Here is a 19,761-nt window from a genome sequence, read left to right as displayed (position 1 = left end):
GGACTGAATCCAAGATGAAATTTTCCCAGTTCTTCATTTCGCGGCCGATCTTCGCAGCGGTGCTTTCGCTGCTGATCCTGATCGCCGGCGCCATCTCGCTGTTCCAATTGCCGATCAGTGAATACCCGGAAGTCGTGCCGCCGACCGTGGTCGTGCGCGCCAACTTCCCCGGTGCCAACCCCAAGGTCATCGGCGAGACCGTGGCCGCTCCACTGGAGCAGGCCATCACTGGCGTCGAGAACATGTTGTACATGTCCTCGCAGTCCACCGCTGATGGCAAGATCACCCTGACCATCACCTTCGCCCTGGGCACCGACTTGGACAATGCCCAGGTGCAGGTGCAGAACCGCGTCACCCGGACCGAGCCCAAGCTGCCGGAAGAAGTGACCCGGATCGGCATCACGGTGGACAAGGCCTCGCCCGACCTGACCATGGTCGTGCACTTGACCTCGCCGGACAAACGCTACGACATGCTCTATCTGTCCAACTATGCCCTGCTCAACATCAAGGATGAGCTGGCGCGCCTGGGCGGCGTGGGTGATGTGCAACTGTTCGGCATGGGCGACTACTCCCTGCGCGTCTGGCTGGATCCGAACAAGACCGCATCGCGCAACCTGACCGCCACCGACGTGGTCACCGCGATCCGCGAACAGAACCGCCAGGTGGCTGCCGGTGCCCTGGGTGCGCCGCCAGCGCCCAATGCCCAGGCTTTCCAGCTGTCGATCAATACCCAAGGGCGCCTGGTGAATGAGGAGGAGTTCGAAAACATCATCATTCGTTCCGGCGCCAACGGTGAGATCACTCGCCTGAAAGACATCGCCCGGGTCGAACTGGGCTCCAGCCAATACGCCCTGCGTTCGCTGCTGGACAACCAGCCGGCGGTGGCGATCCCGATCTTCCAGCGTCCAGGCTCCAACGCCATCCAGATCTCCAACGACGTTCGCGAGAAAATGGAAGAGCTGAAGAAGGGCTTCCCGGCCGGGATGGACTACAGCATCGTCTATGACCCGACGATCTTCGTCCGTGGCTCCATCGAAGCGGTGGTGCACACCCTGTTCGAAGCGCTGATCCTCGTGGTGCTGGTGGTGATCCTGTTCCTGCAGACCTGGCGCGCCTCGATCATCCCGCTGGTGGCTGTACCGGTATCGCTGATCGGTACGTTCGCGGTGATGCACCTGTTTGGCTTCTCGCTGAACGCCCTCTCGCTATTCGGCCTGGTACTGGCGATCGGTATCGTGGTGGACGATGCCATCGTGGTGGTGGAAAACGTCGAGCGAAACATCGAACTGGGGCTCACCCCGGTGGAGGCGACCAAGCGCGCCATGGGCGAAGTGACCGGCCCGATCATCGCCACCGCCCTGGTGCTGTGCGCGGTCTTCGTTCCAGCGGCGTTCATCAGTGGCTTGACCGGGCAGTTCTATAAGCAGTTCGCCCTGACCATTGCGATCTCGACAGTGATTTCGGCGGTCAACTCCCTGACCCTGTCTCCAGCCTTGGCTGCCGTGTTGCTCAAAGGCCATGACGCGCCCAAGGACCGTTTCTCGAAGTTTTTGGACAAGGTCTTCGGCGGCTGGTTGTTCCGTCCGTTCAACCGTTTCTTCGAACGTGCCAGCCACGGCTACGTGGGCACCGTCGCTCGAGTGATTCGTAGCAGCGGCATCGCCCTGCTGCTCTATGCGGGCCTGATGGTATTGACCTTCTTTGGCTTCTCCACCACCCCGACCGGGTTCGTGCCCGGCCAGGACAAGCAATACCTGGTGGCCTTCGCCCAATTGCCGGATGCCGCGAGCCTGGACCGCACCGAAGACGTGATCAAGCGCATGTCGGACCTGGCGCTCAAGCAACCGGGGGTTGAAAGCGCCGTAGCCTTCCCGGGCCTGTCGATCAACGGTTTCACCAACAGCCCGAACGCCGGCATCGTGTTCGTGACCCTCAAGCCTTTCGAGGAGCGCAAGGACCCGAGCATGTCGGCCGGTGCCATCGCCGGGGCCTTGAACGGCCAGTACGCCGGGATCCAGGAAGCCTACATGGCGATCTTCCCACCGCCGCCGGTACAGGGCCTGGGCACGATCGGTGGTTTCCGCCTGCAAATCGAAGATCGGGGCAACCTGGGCTACGACGAGCTGTACAAAGAAACCATGAACATCATCACCAAGAGCCGCAGCGTGCCGGAACTGGCCGGGTTGTTCACCAGCTACACCGTGAACGTGCCCCAGGTCGATGCCGCCATCGACCGTGAAAAAGCCAAGACCCACGGCGTGGCCGTCAGCGACATCTTCGACACCCTGCAGATCTACCTGGGTTCGCTGTATGCCAACGACTTCAACCGCTTCGGCCGCACCTACCAGGTCAACGTCCAGGCCGAGCAGCAGTTCCGTCTCGAGTCGGACCAGATCGGCCAGCTCAAGGTGCGCAACAACCGTGGCGAGATGATCCCGCTGGCGACCTTCATCAAGGTCAGCGACACCTCGGGGCCGGACCGCGTGATGCACTACAACGGCTTCATCACCGCTGAAATCAACGGTGCCGCAGCCCCGGGCTACAGCTCCGGCCAGGCGGAAAAAGCCATCGAGAAACTGCTCAAGGACGAATTGCCCAACGGCATGACGTACGAGTGGACCGACCTCACGTACCAGCAGATTCTCTCGGGCAACACCGCACTGTTCGTGTTCCCGCTCTGCGTACTGCTGGCGTTCCTGGTGCTCGCGGCACAGTACGAAAGCTGGAGCCTGCCACTGGCAGTGATCCTGATCGTACCGATGACCCTGCTGTCGGCCATTACCGGCGTGATCCTCTCCGGTGGCGACAACAACATCTTTACCCAGATCGGCTTGATCGTACTGGTGGGGCTTGCCTGTAAGAACGCGATCCTGATCGTCGAGTTCGCCAAGGATAAACAGCTCGAAGGCATGAACCCGCTAGCGGCGGTCCTGGAAGCTTGCCGCCTGCGTCTGCGGCCGATCCTGATGACCTCCTTCGCCTTCATCATGGGTGTGGTGCCCCTGGTGTTCTCCAGCGGCGCCGGTGCGGAAATGCGCCATGCCATGGGTGTGGCGGTGTTCTCCGGGATGCTCGGCGTGACCTTCTTCGGCCTGCTGCTCACCCCCGTGTTTTATGTACTGATCCGCAACTTCGTCGAGCGCAGCGAGGCCCGCAAGGCGGCCCGGGCTTTGAAACTGGAGGCGCAACAATGAGTTTGAAAGTGTTCGTGCCGAGCCTGCTGGTGTTGGCACTGAGTGCCTGCGCCGTAGGCCCGGACTACAAGGCCCCGCAAACGGAGGCGGCGAATATCACCGCCGCCACCGACGGCGCCGCCGGGCAGAAGAATTTCGATCGCGCCCGTTTCGAAGGCATCTGGTGGCAGCAATTCGACGACCCGACGCTCAATGCGTTGGTGACTCGCTCCCTGGAAGGTAACCGCGAGTTGCGCGTAGCCTTCGCCCGTCTGCGGGCCGCCCGGGCGATTCGCGATGACGCCAGCAATGACGCCATGCCCACCATCACCAGCCGCGCCAGCAGCAACCTGGGCAAAGGCCAGGTCCCGGGGCAGACCACCGACCGGGTCAACACCGAACGTTACGACCTGGGCCTGGACATGGCCTGGGAGCTGGACCTGTTCGGGCGCATCCAGCGCAACCTGGAAGCCACCGATGCCGATCAGCAGGCGGCCGAAGCCGATCTCTATCAGTTGCAGGTGACGATGATCGCCGAGCTGGTGGACGCCTACGGTCAACTGCGCGGCGCCCAGTTGAGGGAAAAGATCGCCCTGGCGAACCTGAAGAACCAGCAGGACTCACGCAAGATCACCGAAAGCCTGCGTGATGCCGGCGTCGGCGACCAGCTCGACGTGGTCCGTGCCGATGCCCGCCTGGCCTCGGTGGAAGCCAGCGTGCCGCAGTTGCAGGCCGAACAGGTGCGCCAACGCAATCGCATCGCCACATTGCTGGGTGAGCGTCCGGATAAACTGAGCGTGGACCTGAGCCCGAAACAGTTGCCGGCCATCGCCAAGGCGCTGCCCATCGGCGACCCGGGTGAACTGCTGCAACGGCGCCCGGACATTCTCAGTGCCGAACGCCAACTGGCGGCCGCTACGGCGCGCATCGGCGTGGCCAAGGCCGACCTGTTCCCACGGGTCAGCCTGAGCGGTTTCCTGGGCTTTACCGCCGGACGCGGCTCGCAGATCGGCTCCTCGGCAGCTAACGCCTGGGCGCTGGGCCCGAGTATTACCTGGGCCGCCTTCGACCTGGGCAGTGTACGGGCTCGCTTGCGCGGTGCCAGCGCCGAGGCGGACGGTGCCCTGGCGACCTACGAACAGCAAGTATTGCTGGCCCTGGAAGAGTCGGAAAATGCCTTCAGCGACTACGGCAAGCGCCAACAGCGGCTGATTTCGCTGATCCGTCAGAGCGAATCGAGTCGCGCCGCCGCCGACCTGGCCGAGATTCGCTACCGCGAAGGCACCGTGGACTTCCTCGTACTGCTCGACGCCCAACGTGAACGCCTGGCCGCCGAAGACACCCAGGCCCAGGCGGAAGTGGACCTGTACCGTGGCATCGTCGCGATCTACAAGGCCCTGGGTGGCGGCTGGAAACCGGAGACCGTTGCCAGCAACTGACCTTTCTCAACCGAGCTCCTTTGGTTGGCCGCAACCAGCCAAATTTTTGCCCCGCGTTTCATTCGGACGCGGGGCTTTTTTTGTCTGGTTGAGGGTGTGCACCGCTTTTGCACGGGGCTTGCGATATTGCCATAGGGATCGATCTATGCACGCTTGGCAAGGTAAACGTCGAAAGAACCAACCATGCGCGGAATCCCCACCCTGTGACACGTGACGTCAAACTCTCCGGTCGCGCGCAATGCTCCGTTATCCCACTCGCATCTGATAGTCCCCTCTTCCGGCTCCCAGGTCTCGCCATAGCGCACCAGACAAATAACGCCCGGTGACGGCAAAGTTATCTTTTTATTGAACGCATCATCAAACACCTGCAATATGATGAATGGAGTAGCGGGCACGTCGTCATATAACATGAAATACATGAATATGCTTCCCTCATTAACCATCCCCCTAATATCAGCGAACGCCAAAGCAGCACGCCCCGTGGCCTTGGTCGCTCCCATTTCGGTGATTAACTTTTCCGCTGAATGTTTCATGAGTAATCTCTCGACCAACAAACATTGAATATCATGACTGTGCATGGTTAGAAGTGACTGCCCGATCAGTACATAAACTATTACTCGGCAGCAGATCATCAGTCTCAGAGATTCATTCAAACAGGCAATAGCGTGACCAAACTACTGTCAGGTCTGACAGTAATATATATTTATTCGAAATATTGAGTCGTCAATTAATAAGCGCCGAAGCACCGCGGTCAAAGCAACTCCCGTTGAGCCGCATGGCTCCCAGAAAAGTCTGTCAGGGCACTCGTGACAGTGGTGGGTCAATCAATATCAACCTTACTGATCCTACGCCATCGCGAGCAAGCTCGCTCCTACAGGGCGATCACCGCTGTTACAAGGTTTGACTCAGGCCGCCACGTGACCGAAGCTTGCGACATTTCACGCTTCTGGTAATGGATTTCCTGCATGCCCTCGCCTCGCCGCCGCTATCTGCTCCTCAGCCTCTGTATCCTGTTGGTGATCGGTCTTGTCGCAGTGTGGCTACGCAGCACCACCCCGCAAATCCCCGAAGCGATCAAGCGTGGCTACAGTGAAGCCTTGGAAAACGCCCGCAATGGGCAGCCAGGTGCGGCGCGGATGCTTTACCAGCAACTGGGGCGTCCGGATCTCTCGCCCAAGCGCCGCGTGTGGCTGCACGCCGAACTGCCCAACTACCCCAGCCCGCAAGCCCTGAAACTCGCGGATGCGGACCTGCACAGTGAATCGCCAGACGTGCGCAAGGCAGCCATCGGCAGCATCGTCGGGCTGGTGCCGACGGGCCAGCGCAGCCTGTTGCTCGGCCCGCTCCTGGATGATGACGACCAGAGCGTCCGGTTCGCCGCCGTGAACGCGCTACTGGGCCTGTCACCGGATGATCTGGGTTTGTACTTCGGTGCAATGCAGATCGCCATCGATACCTGGGAACAGGTACTCGAGGACGGCCCAAAAACCGCCGAGACCCACTACCAGCTCGCCCGGCTGCACCTGCACAACGCCGAATTGAAGAAAGCCCAACTGGCCCTTGAGCAGGCCCTGCGCCTGCAACCGGACAACCTGCCGGCGCTGGTCATGCAGATCGAAGTGCTGGACAAACAGGGCCAGGGCGAAGCCGCGCGACAATTGCTCGCCCGACAGTTGCAAACCCAGCCAGCGTCGGCTTATCTGCAACATGCGCTGGGCATGTGGCTGCTGCAACACGGCCAGAGCGAGTATGCGGTGCTCGGCCTGGCGAAAGCCGTGGAACTGGAGCCCGAGAACCGCCATTACCGCTATGACCTGGCAACCACCCTGCATGCCGAGCAGGAAGTGGAAGCCGCGCAGAAACAGCTACAGGAAATCGTCCAGCGCTACCCCGCCGACCGCAAGGCCCGGGTGTTGCTGATCAACTATTGGAAGGAAACCGGTCAATTGCAGAACGTTCAAATTCTGTTGGCGCAACTTGAACAGCTGAACCCCGATGACCCGGCGTTGCAACAGGGTCTGTAGGCCCTGGTTGCACGCTGAAAGTTGTGCAGTACACCGCGTTTTGTAGATGTAAGCGGAACCGCCATCACCGCCAAAGGTCAAGTGTTCAGGCAGTTAATTTCAGGCGCTACCCCGCCTACTGCCCACTTCCCTAGTCATGAGAGGGCTATTTTTGTCTACATCTAACGAGTTGATCAGTGCAAAAGCCGCCACCGGCATCGAAGGACTGGACGATGTCCTTTCCGGTGGTTTGTCCCGCGGCCACGTGTTCCTGCTTGAGGGAGAACCGGGGACTGGTAAGACCACGGTCGCGCTGCATTTTCTGTTGGCCGGCGCCAAGGCTGGCGAGCGCTCGTTGTACATCACGCTATCGGAAACCGAGCGTGAACTGCGTCAGGGCGCAGCCTCCCACGGGTGGACGCTGGACGACAACATCCATATTTTCGAGCTGACCCCGCCCGAAAGCCTGCTCAATGCCGAACACCAGCAGAGTTTGCTGTATTCCTCGGACCTGGAGCTGGGCGAAGCGACCCGACAGATCTTCGAAGTGGTCGAACGGGTCAAGCCAACCCGGGTCGTGCTCGACAGCCTGTCGGAGATCCGCCTGCTGGCGCAAAGCTCTCTGCGTTATCGTCGCCAGATCCTGGCGATCAAGCACTACTTCGTGCGCTACGACGCCACGGTCCTGCTGCTCGACGACCTGACCACCGAGTCCCTCGACAAAACCGTGCACAGCGTCGCCCACGGCGTGATTCGCCTGGAAGAACTGACCCCCAACTATGGCGCCGAGCGTCGGCGGATCCGGGTGGTCAAGTATCGCGGGCAGAAATATCGCGGCGGCTACCATGACTTCACCATCATGGGCGATGGCGTGCACGTCTTTCCACGCCTGGTGGCCGCCGAACACCGCGGCCGGTACCTGCGCCAACAACTCTCCAGCAGCATCGGCGAAATGGATGCGCTGCTCGGCGGCGGTATCGAGACCGGCTCCAGCACCTTGATCCTGGGCCCGGCAGGGACCGGCAAGTCGCTGATTGCGCTGATTTTTGCCGCAGCCGCCGTGCATCGCGGCGAGAAAGCGGCGCTGTTCATCTTCGATGAAGAACTGGGCTTGCTGTTCGAGCGCATGAAAAACATCGGCATCGATCTGCAGGCCCTGCAAGAGACTGGCAACCTGTTGATCGAACAGGTGGACGCCGCCGAGCTGTCCCCTGGCGAGTTCTCCCACCGCGTGCGCCGTTGCGTCGACGAGGGTGACATCAAGACCGTGGTCATCGACAGCATCAACGGCTACCAGGCGGCCATGCCGGAAGAGAACGCCCTGGTGCTGCACATGCATGAATTGTTGCTCTATCTCAACCGCAAGGGTGCGGCAACCTTCATGACGGTTGCCCAGCACGGTCTTGTCGGCGACATGCAAGCGCCCGTGGACATTACTTATCTGGCCGACACGGTGATTCTGTTGCGATATTTCGAAGCACTGGGCAAGGTTCGCCGGGCGATTTCCATCATCAAGAAGCGCACCGGCAGCCACGAGTCCACCATCCGCGAATACCGCATCAGCGGCCAGGGCATGACCATCGGTGAACCACTGGAAGCATTCCAGGGGGTATTGCGTGGCGTACCGACCTACATGGGAGCGGATCAGCCGTTGCTCAAGGATGATCTCCAGTGATCTTGGCGGAGCCCCTGTCGGAGCGGGCATTGATCCTCGCGCCACTGGGACGAGACAGCCAGATCGCCTTGATGATCCTCAACGAGGCTGGTTTTGCCGGCCTCATCTGCCGTCATCTGGGGCATTTGTGCCAGGAACTGGAAGACGGTGCCGGCCTGCTGGTGATTTCCTCGGAAGCCCTGGTCGGGCCCGACCTGGAAACGCTGTCCCTGCACATCGAGCAACAGCCGGCCTGGTCCGACCTGCCCATTGTCTTGCTGACCCATCATGGCGGCCCGGAACAGAACCCGGCGGCACGTATCGGTGCGCAATTGGGCAACGTCACCTTCCTCGAGCGCCCTTTCCACCCGGTGACCCTGATCAGCCTGGTGACCACCGCCCTGCGAGGCCGCCGAAGGCAGTACGAAGCCCGCGACCGCTTGATCGACCTGAGTAACAGTGAGCTGCGGCTGCAAAACACCCTCGAAACCCTCGAGCAGCAGGTGGAAGAGCGCACCGCCCAACTGCGCCACAACGAAGAAGCCCTGCGCCAGTCGCAGAAAATGGAGGCCGTCGGCCAACTTACCGGCGGTATCGCCCACGACTTCAATAATATGCTCACCGGGATCATCGGCAGCCTCGAACTGCTGCGTCGACGCCTGGCCCGGGGCCGCACCGAGGACCTGGACAGCCTGATCGACCTGGGCGTGACCTCGGCCAACCGCGCTGCCGGCCTGACCCATCGCCTGCTGGCGTTTTCCCGACGACAATCGCTGGACTCCAAAGCCGTCCAGATGAACACGCTGGTGCTGTCCATGGGCGAGCTGCTGCAACGCAGCCTCAACGAAAGCATCCACCTGGACATGCAGTTGGACGAACAACTCTGGATCGCCGAAGCCGACCCCAACCAACTGGAAAGTGCCCTGCTCAACCTGGTCCTCAACGCCCGGGATGCCATGCCCAACGGCGGGAACCTGGTGGTGCGGACCTCTAACCGACACCTGGACGCCGACTTCACTGACGCCTACACCAACCTGGAACCCGGCGACTATGTGGTGCTGAGCGTACAGGACAGCGGCTGCGGCATGCCCGAAGCCGTCATCAGCCGCGCTTTCGACCCGTTCTTCACCACCAAGCCAATCGGCCAGGGCACCGGGCTGGGCCTGTCGATGATCTATGGCTTCAGCAAGCAATCGCGCGGCCATGTGACCATAGACAGCGAAGTCGACAAAGGCACCACCGTAAATCTTTACCTGCCGCGTTTTCGTGGCGAAGAAATACATGAGCCCCAAGTCACCACCCAGCACGCGCCGCATGCACAAGACGGTGAGACCGTGCTGATCGTCGAGGATGATCCTGCGGTACGGGTGCTGGTCAGCGCGGTGTTGAGTGAACTGGGCTATGCCTTTGTGGAAGCGGCCGACGCCAACGGCGCGGTACCGATCCTCCAGTCAGGCCAACGCATCGACCTGCTGATCAGCGACGTGGGCCTGCCCGGCATGAATGGTCGGCAACTGGCGGAAATCGGCCGGCAGATCCGCCCGGACCTGCGGGTGCTGTTCATCACCGGTTATGCCGAACATGCAGCGGTACGCGGCGGTTTCCTTGACCCGGGAATGCAGATGATCACCAAGCCGTTCACGTTTGATTTGTTGACGGCCAAGGTGCGGGAGATGATCCAGGTTTGAAGCGGGGCTAATCGCGATCAGATACAAGGCAGGTGAACCCTGTGGCGAGGGGATTTAGCGAAATGTCGCACCGCCCCGTTGGGCTGCGAAGCAGCCCCAATGGCAGGCAACTCCATGTTCCCGACATAACGAGTTGCTATTAAGGGGGGCTGCTTCGCAGCCCTGCGGGGATAAATCCCCTCGCCACACAAACCATGCCCCGGTCCAAATAAACCTACGACAACATCAACTGCATGATGCTCTGCAGCTCATCCAGGTCGAACGGCTTGTCCAGAATCGGCGCCTTGCGGGTAATGGGGCTATCGGTGTCGCGCACTTCCTGCGCGTAGCCACTGATAAAAATAACCTTCAGTTCGGGGCGCAACTTGACCGCCGGCTCGGCGATCTGCACCCCGGAGATACCGCCCGGCAGGCGGAAGTCGGTAATCATCATGTCCAGGTGGGGCTTGCTCGCCAGGATCTCGAACGCCTGGGCACCGTTTTCGGCCTGCAACACCCGATACCCTTCGCCCGACAAATAGGCCGACAACACCATCAGGATCGACGGGTCATCCTCGACGATCAATACAACGTCTTGCGCATCTTCACTCATGAGAAGCCTTTGTTCGATCAATAGCTGCTGATACGACCTTGGGGTCTCTCAGAGGTTGCGTCTGTTGGGCGGTTTTGTCCAAGACAGTTTTCTGCAAGGGCAGGCAAACCCGAAACAATGCGCCTTCATTGAGCCGACTGTTGACCGTGATTGTCCCGCCATGGGCCGTGACGATCTGCTCGGAAATGAACAGCCCCAGCCCCAAGCCTGCGGCCGCCGCCTTGGACGATACGCGCTCGAACTGCTGGAAGATACGCTTCTGGTTTTCCTCGCTGATGCCGATGCCGTGGTCCTGGACCTCGATGCAGGCATGCTCCGGCGTCTTGTACACACGCACTTCGATCGGGCTCTTGCCGCCGTAGCGCAGCGCATTGGTCAACAGGTTCGAGACCACCTGCTCGATGCGAAACTCATCCCAGAGCCCCTCCACCGACGGTTCGGCCATGCAGGTCAACGAGCACTCGGCGATGGCGATCTGCGGCTGGAAATTGCGCAACAGATTTTCCACCAGCGCCGTCAAGTTGAAGCGAGTCGGACGGATCGACAGCTTGCCGGTGCGAATCCGCGACACGTCCAGCATGTCCTCGATCAGCCGGATCAGGCTCTTGATCTGCCGCTCGTCGCGTTCGACCATCGCCCGCACCTTGTCCAGGCTAAAGGCCGCGGCGTTGTCCCGGGCCAGGTGCATCTTGCGCAACTGTGTCTCGAGAATGAGCCCGTTGAGAGGCGTGCGCACCTCGTGGGCGACGATGGACATGAAGTCGTCACGCATGCGCACCGCCTGTTCCAGTTCGCCGCGAGTAGCCTCCAGTTGCTGTAACAGGATCTCCTGCTCGCGGCGACTCTGCTCAAGGGCCACGACCTGCTCCTTCATGGCCTTTCGTTGGCGATACAGCTCGACGAACACGTTGACCTTGCTCTTGACCGCCTGGGTGTCCAGTGGCTTGTGCAGGAAGTCCACCGCACCGTTTTCATAACCGGTAAAGGCATAGTTGCGTTCACGGCCGGCGGCACTGACGAAGATGATGGGGATGCTGCGGGTCTTCTCCGTGCCGCGCATCAGCTCGGCCAGTTCGAAACCGTTCATCTCCGGCATCTGCACATCGATGATGGCCAGGGCAAAGTCGTGTTGCAGCAACAGGGACAGTGCTTCGTCCGCCGACAGGGCCTTGAAGACCTCGCGGTCGCCTCCCCTGATCAACGCTTCCAGGGCCAACAGATTCTCAGACAGATCGTCGACGATCAGCAGTTTGGCTTGAATATCTCTTGGCATGTGGTTCATTCCAGCCCGGCCAGCAATTGGCCGATGCCCTGTAAAGTAAGGATATGGTCGGGCTGGTGCAGGGCCAGCGCCGCTTCGGGCATGGTCGAGACCTGGGCTTCGCCGGGGTCCTGGACCACCGTGATCCCGCCCAGCGCCTTGACTCTCGCCAAGCCCAGGGCACCATCGTTATTGGCGCCGGTCAGCACCACGGCGAGCAGTTTCTGGCCGTAGACATCGGCGGCCGACTCGAACAGCACATCGATGGACGGCCGCGAATGGTGTACCGGCTCCTCCAGGCTCAACGACAGACTACGGTCGGCCTCGACCGACAAGTGATAGCCGGGCGTGGCGACGTACAAGGTTCCCGGCACGATGTCCTGCTTGTCCCGGGCTTCCTCCACTGGCACCGCCAGACGATGACCGAACACATGGGCCAGTTGACTGTTGCGCTCATCCGGCAAGTGCAATACCACCAGGATCGGCAGGCCAAAGCCTTTGCGCAGGTGTCCGAACACCCTGAGCAACGCTTCGACGCCACCGGCCGACGCACCGACGACAATGGCCTCGATGGACGAGTTGGATCTGTCCTTCGTCTGGTTCATAACTTGCGATAGATCCGTTCCTGTTTGACCAACGGCTCGAATCGAGGACCGTAAGCCGAGAAATCCAACGTTTCCTTACTGCCCAATACCAGGAAACCACGGTGACAAAGGGACTCATGGAACAATCCAAACGCACGATCTTGCAGTTTCTTATTGAAATATATCAATACGTTACGACAGGAAATTAACTGAGTTTCTGAAAATACACTGTCGGTCGCCAGGCTGTGGTCGGCAAAGGTCACGTTCTCGCACAGGGTTTTGTCGAACATCGCATAATCGTAGGCGGCGGTGTAGTAATCGGCAAACGAGCGCCGTCCGCCGGCATTCTGGTAGTTCTGGGTATAGGTGCGCACGTTTTCCAGGGAGAAAATCCCCTGCTTGGCTTTTTCCAGCGAACGCGGATTGATATCGGTGGCATAGATGAACGTGCGGTCCAGCAGGCCTTCTTCGCGCAGCAGGATCGCCATGGAGTAGACCTCCTCCCCCGTGCTGCAACCGGCGATCCAGATCTTGATCGAAGGATAGGTCCTGAGCAATGGCACGACTTCCTCGCGAATGGCCAGGAAATGCGAAGGGTCGCGAAACATCTCGCTGACGGGGATCGTCAGCAGTTGCAGCAACTGCATGAACGCTCCCGGATCGTGCAGCACGCGCTCCTGCAATGCCGAAATGGTCTTGCACTCGAATTGGCTGAGCGCATGGTGGACCCGGCGCTTGACCGAGGCACCGGAATAATCGCGAAAATCGTAGCTGTACTTGAGGTAGATCGCTTCGATCAACAAACGCAGTTCAATGTCAGAGTCACGTTCCACTAAATTCTTTCCATATTCGGCAACCACACGCGAATCAGCGAAAACAGACGATCCAGATCGATCGGTTTGGCCAGGTAGTCGTTGGAACCCGCCGCCAGGCAGCGTTCCTGGTCATCCTTCATGGCCTTGGCCGTCACGGCAATAATGGGCAGCTTGCGCCAGCGCGGGTCCTTGCGGATCAGCGCAGTGGCCTCGAAACCGTCCATCTCCGGCATCATTACATCCATCAGCACCAGGTCGATGTCGTCGAACTCGTTCAGCCGATCGATCGCCTCGAAGCCGTTACGGCCGATGACAACGATCGCCCCCTTCGCCTCCAGGGCGCTGGTCAGGGCAAAGATGTTGCGCACATCGTCATCCACCAGCAGCACTTTGCGGCCTTCAAACACCTTGTCGCGGCTGCGGGCAGTCTTGAGCATCCGCTGCCGTTCATGGGACAACCGGGATTCGACTTTGTGCAAAAAGAGTGTCACCTCGTCCAGCAGGCGCTCTGGCGAACGGGCGCCCTTGATGATGATCGAGCGCGAATACTTGCGCAGTTCGGCTTCTTCGTCGCGGGTCAGGTTGCGCCCGGTGTAGACGATCACCGGTGGGAAGGAACAGATGTCTTCGCTGGACATGCGCTTGAGCAGGTCATTACCGAGCATGTCCGGCAACTTGAGGTCGATGATCATGCAGTCGTAGACATTGCTGCGCAGCAGGTCCAGGGCTTGCTGGGCCAGGCCCACGGCAGTGATCTCGATATCGTCGTCGCCGATCAGGCGGGTAATACTGTCGCGTTGCAGGTCATCGTCCTCCACCAGCAGCACGCGCTTGACCTTCTGGGTCAGCTTGGCTTCCAGGCGAGCGAATACATCCTTGAGTTCTTCGCGAGTGGTCGGCTTGACGGCATAGCCGATGGCCCCCATGTGCATGGCCGCTTCGACGCGGTCTTCGACGGAAATCACGTGCACCGGGATGTGCCGGGTTTCGGCCTGCTCCTTGAGCCGCTGCAATACCGTCAGCCCGGAATGGTCCGGCAGGCGCATGTCCAGCAGGATCGCGTCGGGGGCCAGTTGCAAAGCCAGGTCAAAACCTTCATCGGCGCCGTGGGCCACCAAGCATTGATAACCGAGTTCGTGGGCCAGGTCGAACAGGATCCGGGCGAAGCCGGGCTCGTCTTCGATCACCAGGATGCAACGGGTGTCGAACGGTGCCTTGTCGCGGTCGTCGGCAAATCGGGCAATCGGCGTATCCACTTCCGCGATCAGCGGTGCCGATGCGGCTGTTGGCGCAGTCGGTGCTGGCGCGGCAGCCGTCGGGGTGAACGTCATCGGCTCTATCGGTGTGTCCCCGGGCTCGACATAACGTTCAGGCATTACCAACGTAAACACGCTGCCCTGCCCCGGTTCGCTGGAAACGGAGATCGAGCCGCCCAGCAACGTGGCCAAGTCCCTGGAAATGGACAAGCCCAGGCCGGTGCCGCCGTAACGACGGTTGGTCGTGCCATCGGCCTGGCGGAACGCTTCGAAGATGCTCTGTTGCTGATCGGCGGCGATGCCGATCCCCGAGTCACGCACCATGAACGCGATACCCGAGCCCGGCTGCCCGGCCACGGACAGGCAGACAGAGCCTTGCTCGGTGAATTTCACGGCATTGGACAGCAGGTTCTTGATCACCTGCTCCAGGCGCTGGCGGTCGGTGTAGAGCATCGTCGGCGCATCGGGCAACAACTGGACCTCGAACCTCAGGCCCTTATCCGCCGCCAGTGGCTCGAACATATCCCGCAGCCCATCCACCAGACGCTGCACGCTGGTGTTTTCCGGGCGCACTTCCAGCTTGCCGGCCTCGACCTTGGAGATGTCGAGAATATCGTTGATCAGGTTCAGCAGGTCGTTGCCAGCGGAGTAGATCGACTCGGCAAACTTGACCTGCTCCTCGCTGAGGTTCTTCTGCGGGTTTTCCGCCAGCAGCTTGGACAGGATCAGCGAGCTGTTGAGCGGCGTGCGCAGCTCGTGGGACATGTTGGCCAGGAACTCGGACTTGTACTTGCTCGAACGCTGCAGCTCTTCGGCGCGCTCCTGCAACTGGATCTGGGCCAGGTTCAGTTCGCTGTTCTTCTGGTCCATGGCGTCGCGCTGCTCGGCCAATTGCTCGTTGGTCTGCTCCAGCTCCTGCTGCTGGGTTTCCAGGTGGGCCTGGGATTCCTTGAGGATGCGCGACTGTTCTTCCAGTTCCTCGTTGGCGGTCTTGAGCTCTTCCTGCTGGACCTGCAGCTCTTCGTTCAACTGCTGGGTTTCGGCCAGCACTTCCTGCAAGCGCTGGCGATAACGGGCCGCTTCGATGGAGGTGCCGATATTGCCGGAAATCAGCTCCAGCAGCTCGACGTCGCGCTCGGTCAATGGCCGCAGGAAGCCCAGCTCGATGACACCGTTGATCCGGTCATCGTCACTGGTAGGCACCACCAGCACACTGTTGGGCAAGCCTTGCCCCAACCCGGAGCTGACTTTCAGATAGTCATTCGGTACGTCATCCAGGCGGATCAGGCGCCCCTGCTGCACGGCCTGGCCGGCGATGCCTTCACCGTCGATGATCACCTGCTGCTGTTCGTCATCCTCCCGAGACAGACCGTAGGTGGCGACGCGCTTGAGGACTCCATTTTCTTCTCGCGCATAAAGCGCAGCGACCGCGACGTCCAGGTACTTCGCGCAGAACTGCAGGATGTTGCGGCCCAACAGGTTCAGGGACAACTGCCCCAGGACCTGCTCGGCCAGCAGCGTCTGACCATTGCGCAACCAGGCCTGCTTCTCCAGGTGCAAGGCGCTGCGCTGCTGGACTTTCAGGCTGGCACTGTAGCTATTGGACAGGCTCAGCAGATCCCGGCGACCGACGTAGGCCAGCAACCCGCTGACCGCGGCGACGAACAGCAGGTACAGGACAATGCTCCAGACCGTGGTGGTGCGTACATCCTGGTTACGCGCCGCGCGCAGTTGCTGCTCGGTCTCGACGATGTCTTCGAAAGACTTGCGAATTTCATCGGTCAGGCGCTTGCCGCGCCCGGCCTTTACCGCACCCCGGTAATCGCCGCTGCTGCGTTGCAGGTCGATCATGCTCTGGGCGTAATTGGCCCACTCCGTCTGGAGGGCTTGTACCTTGTGCAGGCGGTCGGTCTGGACGGGGTTGTCGGCTGTCAATTCCAACAGAGTGTCCAGCGCGACAGCGATCCGGGGCTTGGCCACTTCGTAGGGGTCGAGGAAATGCTCGTCACCGCTCAGGAGGTAGCCACGCATGCCGGTTTCCAGGTCCACGCTCAGTTTGAGCGCTTCGTTGGCATTATTGATCACCCTGTCGGTATGCCCGACCCATTGGATCACCGACAGCAGGTACGTGATCAGGATGATGAAAAACACCGCGCTGAGGGCGCCCATGGCCAATGGCAGGCTGATATTGCGGCTCAGGAGTTTGCGAAAACTTTTCTCGTCGACCGAAGACGAAGGAGTCATGGAATGGGCCTTGGTGGACAGTTGAAAACCGTGGAGTTTGCCCGAAAAACGGCGGTTGGATCCACACTTTCTGACGAGTCAAAGGCGCAAGTCCCGCGACGATCTGCCTTAGTAGCAAGGAAGCGACTATCCTAGTCAGCTCTTGTACTATAGATCCTTTCTTGTACAACCCAGGGAACTTGTGCTGCCTTGGCACTTACTCATGAATGAGGCCGTTTTTTTGCCTCTCCTCCCGTCCCTATCTTCGAGAGTGTCAACTATGTCCACCCCTCCTCCTGCCATCCCATCCACCATCCTGGTAGTCGAAGACGACGACATTGTGCGGATGCTGATCGTCGACGTACTGGAGGAACTGGAATATCAGGTGCTGGAGGCGGACGGTTGTGAACAGGCGCTGGCGTTTTTGCGCGACGAGGAGCAGGCCATCGCCCTGATGATGACCGATGTCGGCCTGCCGGTGATGGACGGACGGGAGCTGGCCAAGCAGGCTCGGTCCGTGCGCCCGGACCTGCCGGTGCTGTTTGCCAGCGGGTATGCCGAAAGCATCGACGTGCCTGAAGGCATGTCGGTGATCGGCAAGCCCTTCTCCATCGATCAGTTGCGTGACAAGGTCAAGCGCATTCTTTCTTGAGCCGGATCGCATTCTTGGTCACTATCGGCGCCCCGCGCGCCGATGGCGCCTGATCCGCTTCGAGGAATCCCCTGCCCATGCTGCCCCCCACCGCCACCAAGGTCCTGGTTATCGGCTATGTCTGGCCCGAGCCGCGTTCATCGGCTGCCAGTGGGCACGTCATGCAGATCCTCGACACTTTTCTCGGGCAAGGCTGGGACATCACGTTCAGCAGCCCGGCAAACCCCGGCGAAAACCGCGCAGACCTGCTCGCACTGGGCATCCGCGAAGTGCCCATCGAACTCAACAGCAGCAGCTTCGACGCGTTCATCCGTGAACTGGCGCCAGACATCGTGCTGTTCGACCAGTTCATGATGGAAGAACAGTTCGGCTGGCGGGTCGAGAAGCATTGCCCGGACGCCCTGCGGCTGCTGGAGACCTCCGATCTGCAAAGCCTGCGCCATGCCCGGCATCAGCGGCTGAAGGATCGTTTGAAGCGCGACGAGGCCAGCGAGGATTTCAGCGACCTCTTCGCCCCGGCCCTGGGCGAGGAATTCCAGCTTATGGCCGACACCGATCTGGCCAAGCGGGAAATCGCCGCCCTGTACCGTTGCGACCTCAATCTGATGGTGTCCGAGGTGGAAATCGAACTGTTGGTGGAACATTTCAAGTTGCCCCGCAGCCTGCTGCACTGGTGCCCGTTGATGCTGGATCCACCCGGCCAACAGGCGGTGCCATTCGAGGAGCGAGCGCATTTCCTCAGCATCGGCAACTTCCGCCATGCGCCGAACTGGGACGCCGTGCTCTGGATGAAAAACGCCATCTGGCCACTGATCCGCCAACAATTGCCCGGCGCGCAATTGCACCTGTATGGCGCCTACACACCGCCCAAGGCTGCCGCGCTGCATAACCCGGCCCAGGGCTTTCATATCATGAACTGGGCCGAGGACGCCTTGCAGGTCATGTCGGCGGCGCGCATCTGCCTGGCGCCGTTGCGTTTTGGCGCCGGCATCAAGGGCAAGCTGATCGACGCCATGCTCTGTGGCACACCCAACGTCACCACCCCCGTGGGGGCCGAAGCCATGCACGGCGGCATGCCCTGGCCCGGCGCGATTGCCCAGAGTGCCGAAGGTATCGCCAGCGCGGCAGTGCAGTTGTATCGCGACCAGGCGCGCTGGACCCAGGCCCAGGCTGCCGGCCTCGCCCTGCTGGCGAACCGCTACCGGCAACAGGTGCACGGCCCGGCGTTGATCGCAAGCATCCATGCTTGCCGGGCGGACCTGGCACAGCGCCGCCGGGACAACTTCACCGGCAGCATGCTGCGTCACCACCAGCACAAAAGCACCCAGTACATGTCCCAGTGGATCGAAGAAAAAAACCGCAACACTTAGAAGTCAGAGTGGCACCCGTCTGGCGAAGGGGGCATTATCCAACGGCGATAACAATAAAAGCGCCAGGCCATGACCCGACCAGCCAGAGTTACCGATCCTTCCTACGAGTTGATGGACGACCATAACGGGCTGTCCATCATCTACCGCCAGCACGGTTTCCCCTGCCCGCTGGTGCGCTGGCATTTCCACAAGGAATACGAGCTGCACCTGATCGTGGCCAGTTCCGGCAAAGTGTTCATTGGCGATTACATCGGCAACTTCTATCCGCAGTCGCTGTTTCTGACCGGCCCCAACCTGCCCCACAACTGGATCAGCCAGGTGGCCGAGGACGAAGTGGTGCCCAAGCGGGACATGCTGGTGAACTTCACCGACGAGTTGTTCGAAAGCGGCCATCAGGTATTCGCCGAACTCAAGACCATCGCACCGCTGCTTGAACGCGCCCAGTACGGTATCGAGTTTCGCTGCAAGCGCACCATCCGCCAGGCCATGATCCTGATGCAGCGCATCGCCGATTCCCAGGGCATGAGCCGCCTGGGGTATTTTTTCATCCTGATGGAACTGCTGGCCGCCACGGACGACTATCAACTGCTTTCCGGCGCCACGGCCCCGCAAACAGCGGACGAACACAGCATCGACCGCACCAACCGCGCGGTGGACTACATCTTTGCCCACTACGCCCGGGAACTGTCCCTGGAAGAAGTGGCCGAGCATTTGGGCATGAAACCCACCTATTTCAGCCGGGTGTTCAAACAGGCCACAGGCCGCTGCTTCATCGAATTCGTCAATCGCCTGCGCATCAGCAAATCCTGCGAGTTACTGGCCGATGGCGACAAACCGGTGACCGACGTGTGCTTCGAATCGGGTTTCAACAACATCTCCAACTTCAACCGGCGTTTCCAGCAGCTCAAGGGCATGACCCCGTCCCACTACCGGCGACTGGCGGTGCAGCGGTTGACCGAGCAGAATCAGGGCTGAGCCCTTGCACGATCCTTTGTGGAGAGGGGATTTATCCCCGCTGGGCTGCGAAGCAGACCCAAAAATGTATCTATCA

At 60.5% G+C, this 19,761-nt stretch carries 14 protein-coding genes; 8 read left to right on the top strand and 6 right to left on the bottom strand.

What is annotated here, in order from left to right; all coding sequences use genetic code 11:
• Positions 1 to 14 precede the first annotated feature (14 nt).
• Together AC30D9_RS00425 and AC30D9_RS00420 are read left to right on the top strand one after the other, a co-directional pair.
• Positions 15 to 3,194 carry an efflux RND transporter permease subunit gene (locus AC30D9_RS00425; protein ID WP_307572353.1) on the top strand — a complete coding sequence of 1,060 codons (3,180 nt, stop codon included), beginning with the start codon at positions 15 to 17 and terminating at the stop codon, positions 3,192 to 3,194.
• Positions 3,191 to 4,612 (top strand): efflux transporter outer membrane subunit, encoded by a 1,422-nt coding sequence (locus tag AC30D9_RS00420; protein ID WP_490143159.1) that lies wholly within the window; start codon positions 3,191 to 3,193, stop codon positions 4,610 to 4,612. The genes AC30D9_RS00425 and AC30D9_RS00420 overlap by 4 nt, the downstream gene beginning before the upstream one ends.
• A 143-nt stretch (positions 4,613 to 4,755) precedes the next feature.
• On the opposite strand, the gene AC30D9_RS00415 is transcribed toward AC30D9_RS00420, so the two are convergent.
• Positions 4,756 to 5,145: a hypothetical protein gene (locus tag AC30D9_RS00415; RefSeq protein WP_307572355.1), complete on the bottom strand. Its 390-nt coding sequence runs from the start codon at positions 5,143 to 5,145 to the stop codon at positions 4,756 to 4,758.
• A gap of 432 nt (positions 5,146 to 5,577) precedes the next feature.
• On the opposite strand from AC30D9_RS00415, the gene AC30D9_RS00410 reads away from it, so the two are divergent.
• From AC30D9_RS00410 to AC30D9_RS00400, 3 genes are all read left to right on the top strand, one after another.
• Complete coding sequence (locus AC30D9_RS00410; RefSeq protein ID WP_134924245.1) at positions 5,578 to 6,636, top strand: tetratricopeptide repeat protein; 1,059 nt, start codon at positions 5,578 to 5,580, stop codon at positions 6,634 to 6,636.
• Between the two features lie 151 nt (positions 6,637 to 6,787).
• Positions 6,788 to 8,290, top strand: a complete 1,503-nt coding sequence (locus AC30D9_RS00405; RefSeq protein WP_307572356.1) for an ATPase domain-containing protein — start codon at positions 6,788 to 6,790, stop codon at positions 8,288 to 8,290.
• Positions 8,287 to 9,957 carry an ATP-binding protein gene (locus AC30D9_RS00400; protein WP_490143158.1) on the top strand — a complete coding sequence of 557 codons (1,671 nt, stop codon included), beginning with the start codon at positions 8,287 to 8,289 and terminating at the stop codon, positions 9,955 to 9,957. Before AC30D9_RS00405 ends, AC30D9_RS00400 begins: the two co-directional genes overlap by 4 nt.
• Positions 9,958 to 10,171: 214 nt before the next feature.
• Here the strand turns inward: AC30D9_RS00400 and AC30D9_RS00395 are convergent, their stop codons facing one another.
• Genes AC30D9_RS00395 through AC30D9_RS00375 form a run of 5 tightly spaced genes read right to left on the bottom strand, consistent with a single transcriptional unit; the run spans position 10,172 to position 16,709 of the window.
• Entirely contained in the window at positions 10,172 to 10,549 is a 378-nt protein-coding gene (locus AC30D9_RS00395; RefSeq protein ID WP_431494721.1) for a response regulator, read from the bottom strand.
• Positions 10,542 to 11,822 carry a hybrid sensor histidine kinase/response regulator gene (locus AC30D9_RS00390; RefSeq protein WP_134924240.1) on the bottom strand — a complete coding sequence of 427 codons (1,281 nt, stop codon included), beginning with the start codon at positions 11,820 to 11,822 and terminating at the stop codon, positions 10,542 to 10,544. The genes AC30D9_RS00395 and AC30D9_RS00390 overlap by 8 nt, the downstream gene beginning before the upstream one ends.
• A gap of 5 nt (positions 11,823 to 11,827) precedes the next feature.
• Positions 11,828 to 12,415, bottom strand: coding sequence for a chemotaxis protein CheB (locus tag AC30D9_RS00385; protein ID WP_307572360.1), 588 nt, complete (start codon positions 12,413 to 12,415; stop codon positions 11,828 to 11,830).
• Positions 12,412 to 13,227 (bottom strand): CheR family methyltransferase, encoded by an 816-nt coding sequence (locus AC30D9_RS00380; protein WP_134924236.1) that lies wholly within the window; start codon positions 13,225 to 13,227, stop codon positions 12,412 to 12,414. Before AC30D9_RS00380 ends, AC30D9_RS00385 begins: the two co-directional genes overlap by 4 nt.
• A complete protein-coding gene (locus tag AC30D9_RS00375) occupies positions 13,227 to 16,709 on the bottom strand; it encodes a response regulator (RefSeq protein WP_490143157.1) in 3,483 nt (1,160 codons plus the stop codon). Before AC30D9_RS00375 ends, AC30D9_RS00380 begins: the two co-directional genes overlap by 1 nt.
• 259 nt (positions 16,710 to 16,968) lie before the next feature.
• Here AC30D9_RS00375 and AC30D9_RS00370 point away from each other — a divergent pair, with 259 nt between their 5' ends.
• From AC30D9_RS00370 to AC30D9_RS00360, 3 genes are all read left to right on the top strand, one after another.
• A complete protein-coding gene (locus AC30D9_RS00370) occupies positions 16,969 to 17,340 on the top strand; it encodes a response regulator (RefSeq protein WP_134924233.1) in 372 nt (123 codons plus the stop codon).
• A gap of 77 nt (positions 17,341 to 17,417) precedes the next feature.
• Positions 17,418 to 18,710, top strand: coding sequence for a glycosyltransferase (locus AC30D9_RS00365; RefSeq protein ID WP_490143156.1), 1,293 nt, complete (start codon positions 17,418 to 17,420; stop codon positions 18,708 to 18,710).
• 69 nt (positions 18,711 to 18,779) lie between these two features.
• The gene (locus tag AC30D9_RS00360) at positions 18,780 to 19,685 is read left to right on the top strand and encodes an AraC family transcriptional regulator (protein WP_307572362.1); all 906 of its coding nucleotides are present in this window, start codon (positions 18,780 to 18,782) and stop codon (positions 19,683 to 19,685) included.
• Positions 19,686 to 19,761 lie beyond the last annotated feature (76 nt).

The organism is Pseudomonas sp. DF11, from assembly GCF_058148565.1.
The sequence above is the reverse complement of the archived record's forward strand: the minus strand, read 5'-3'. Positions and strand labels throughout refer to the sequence as shown.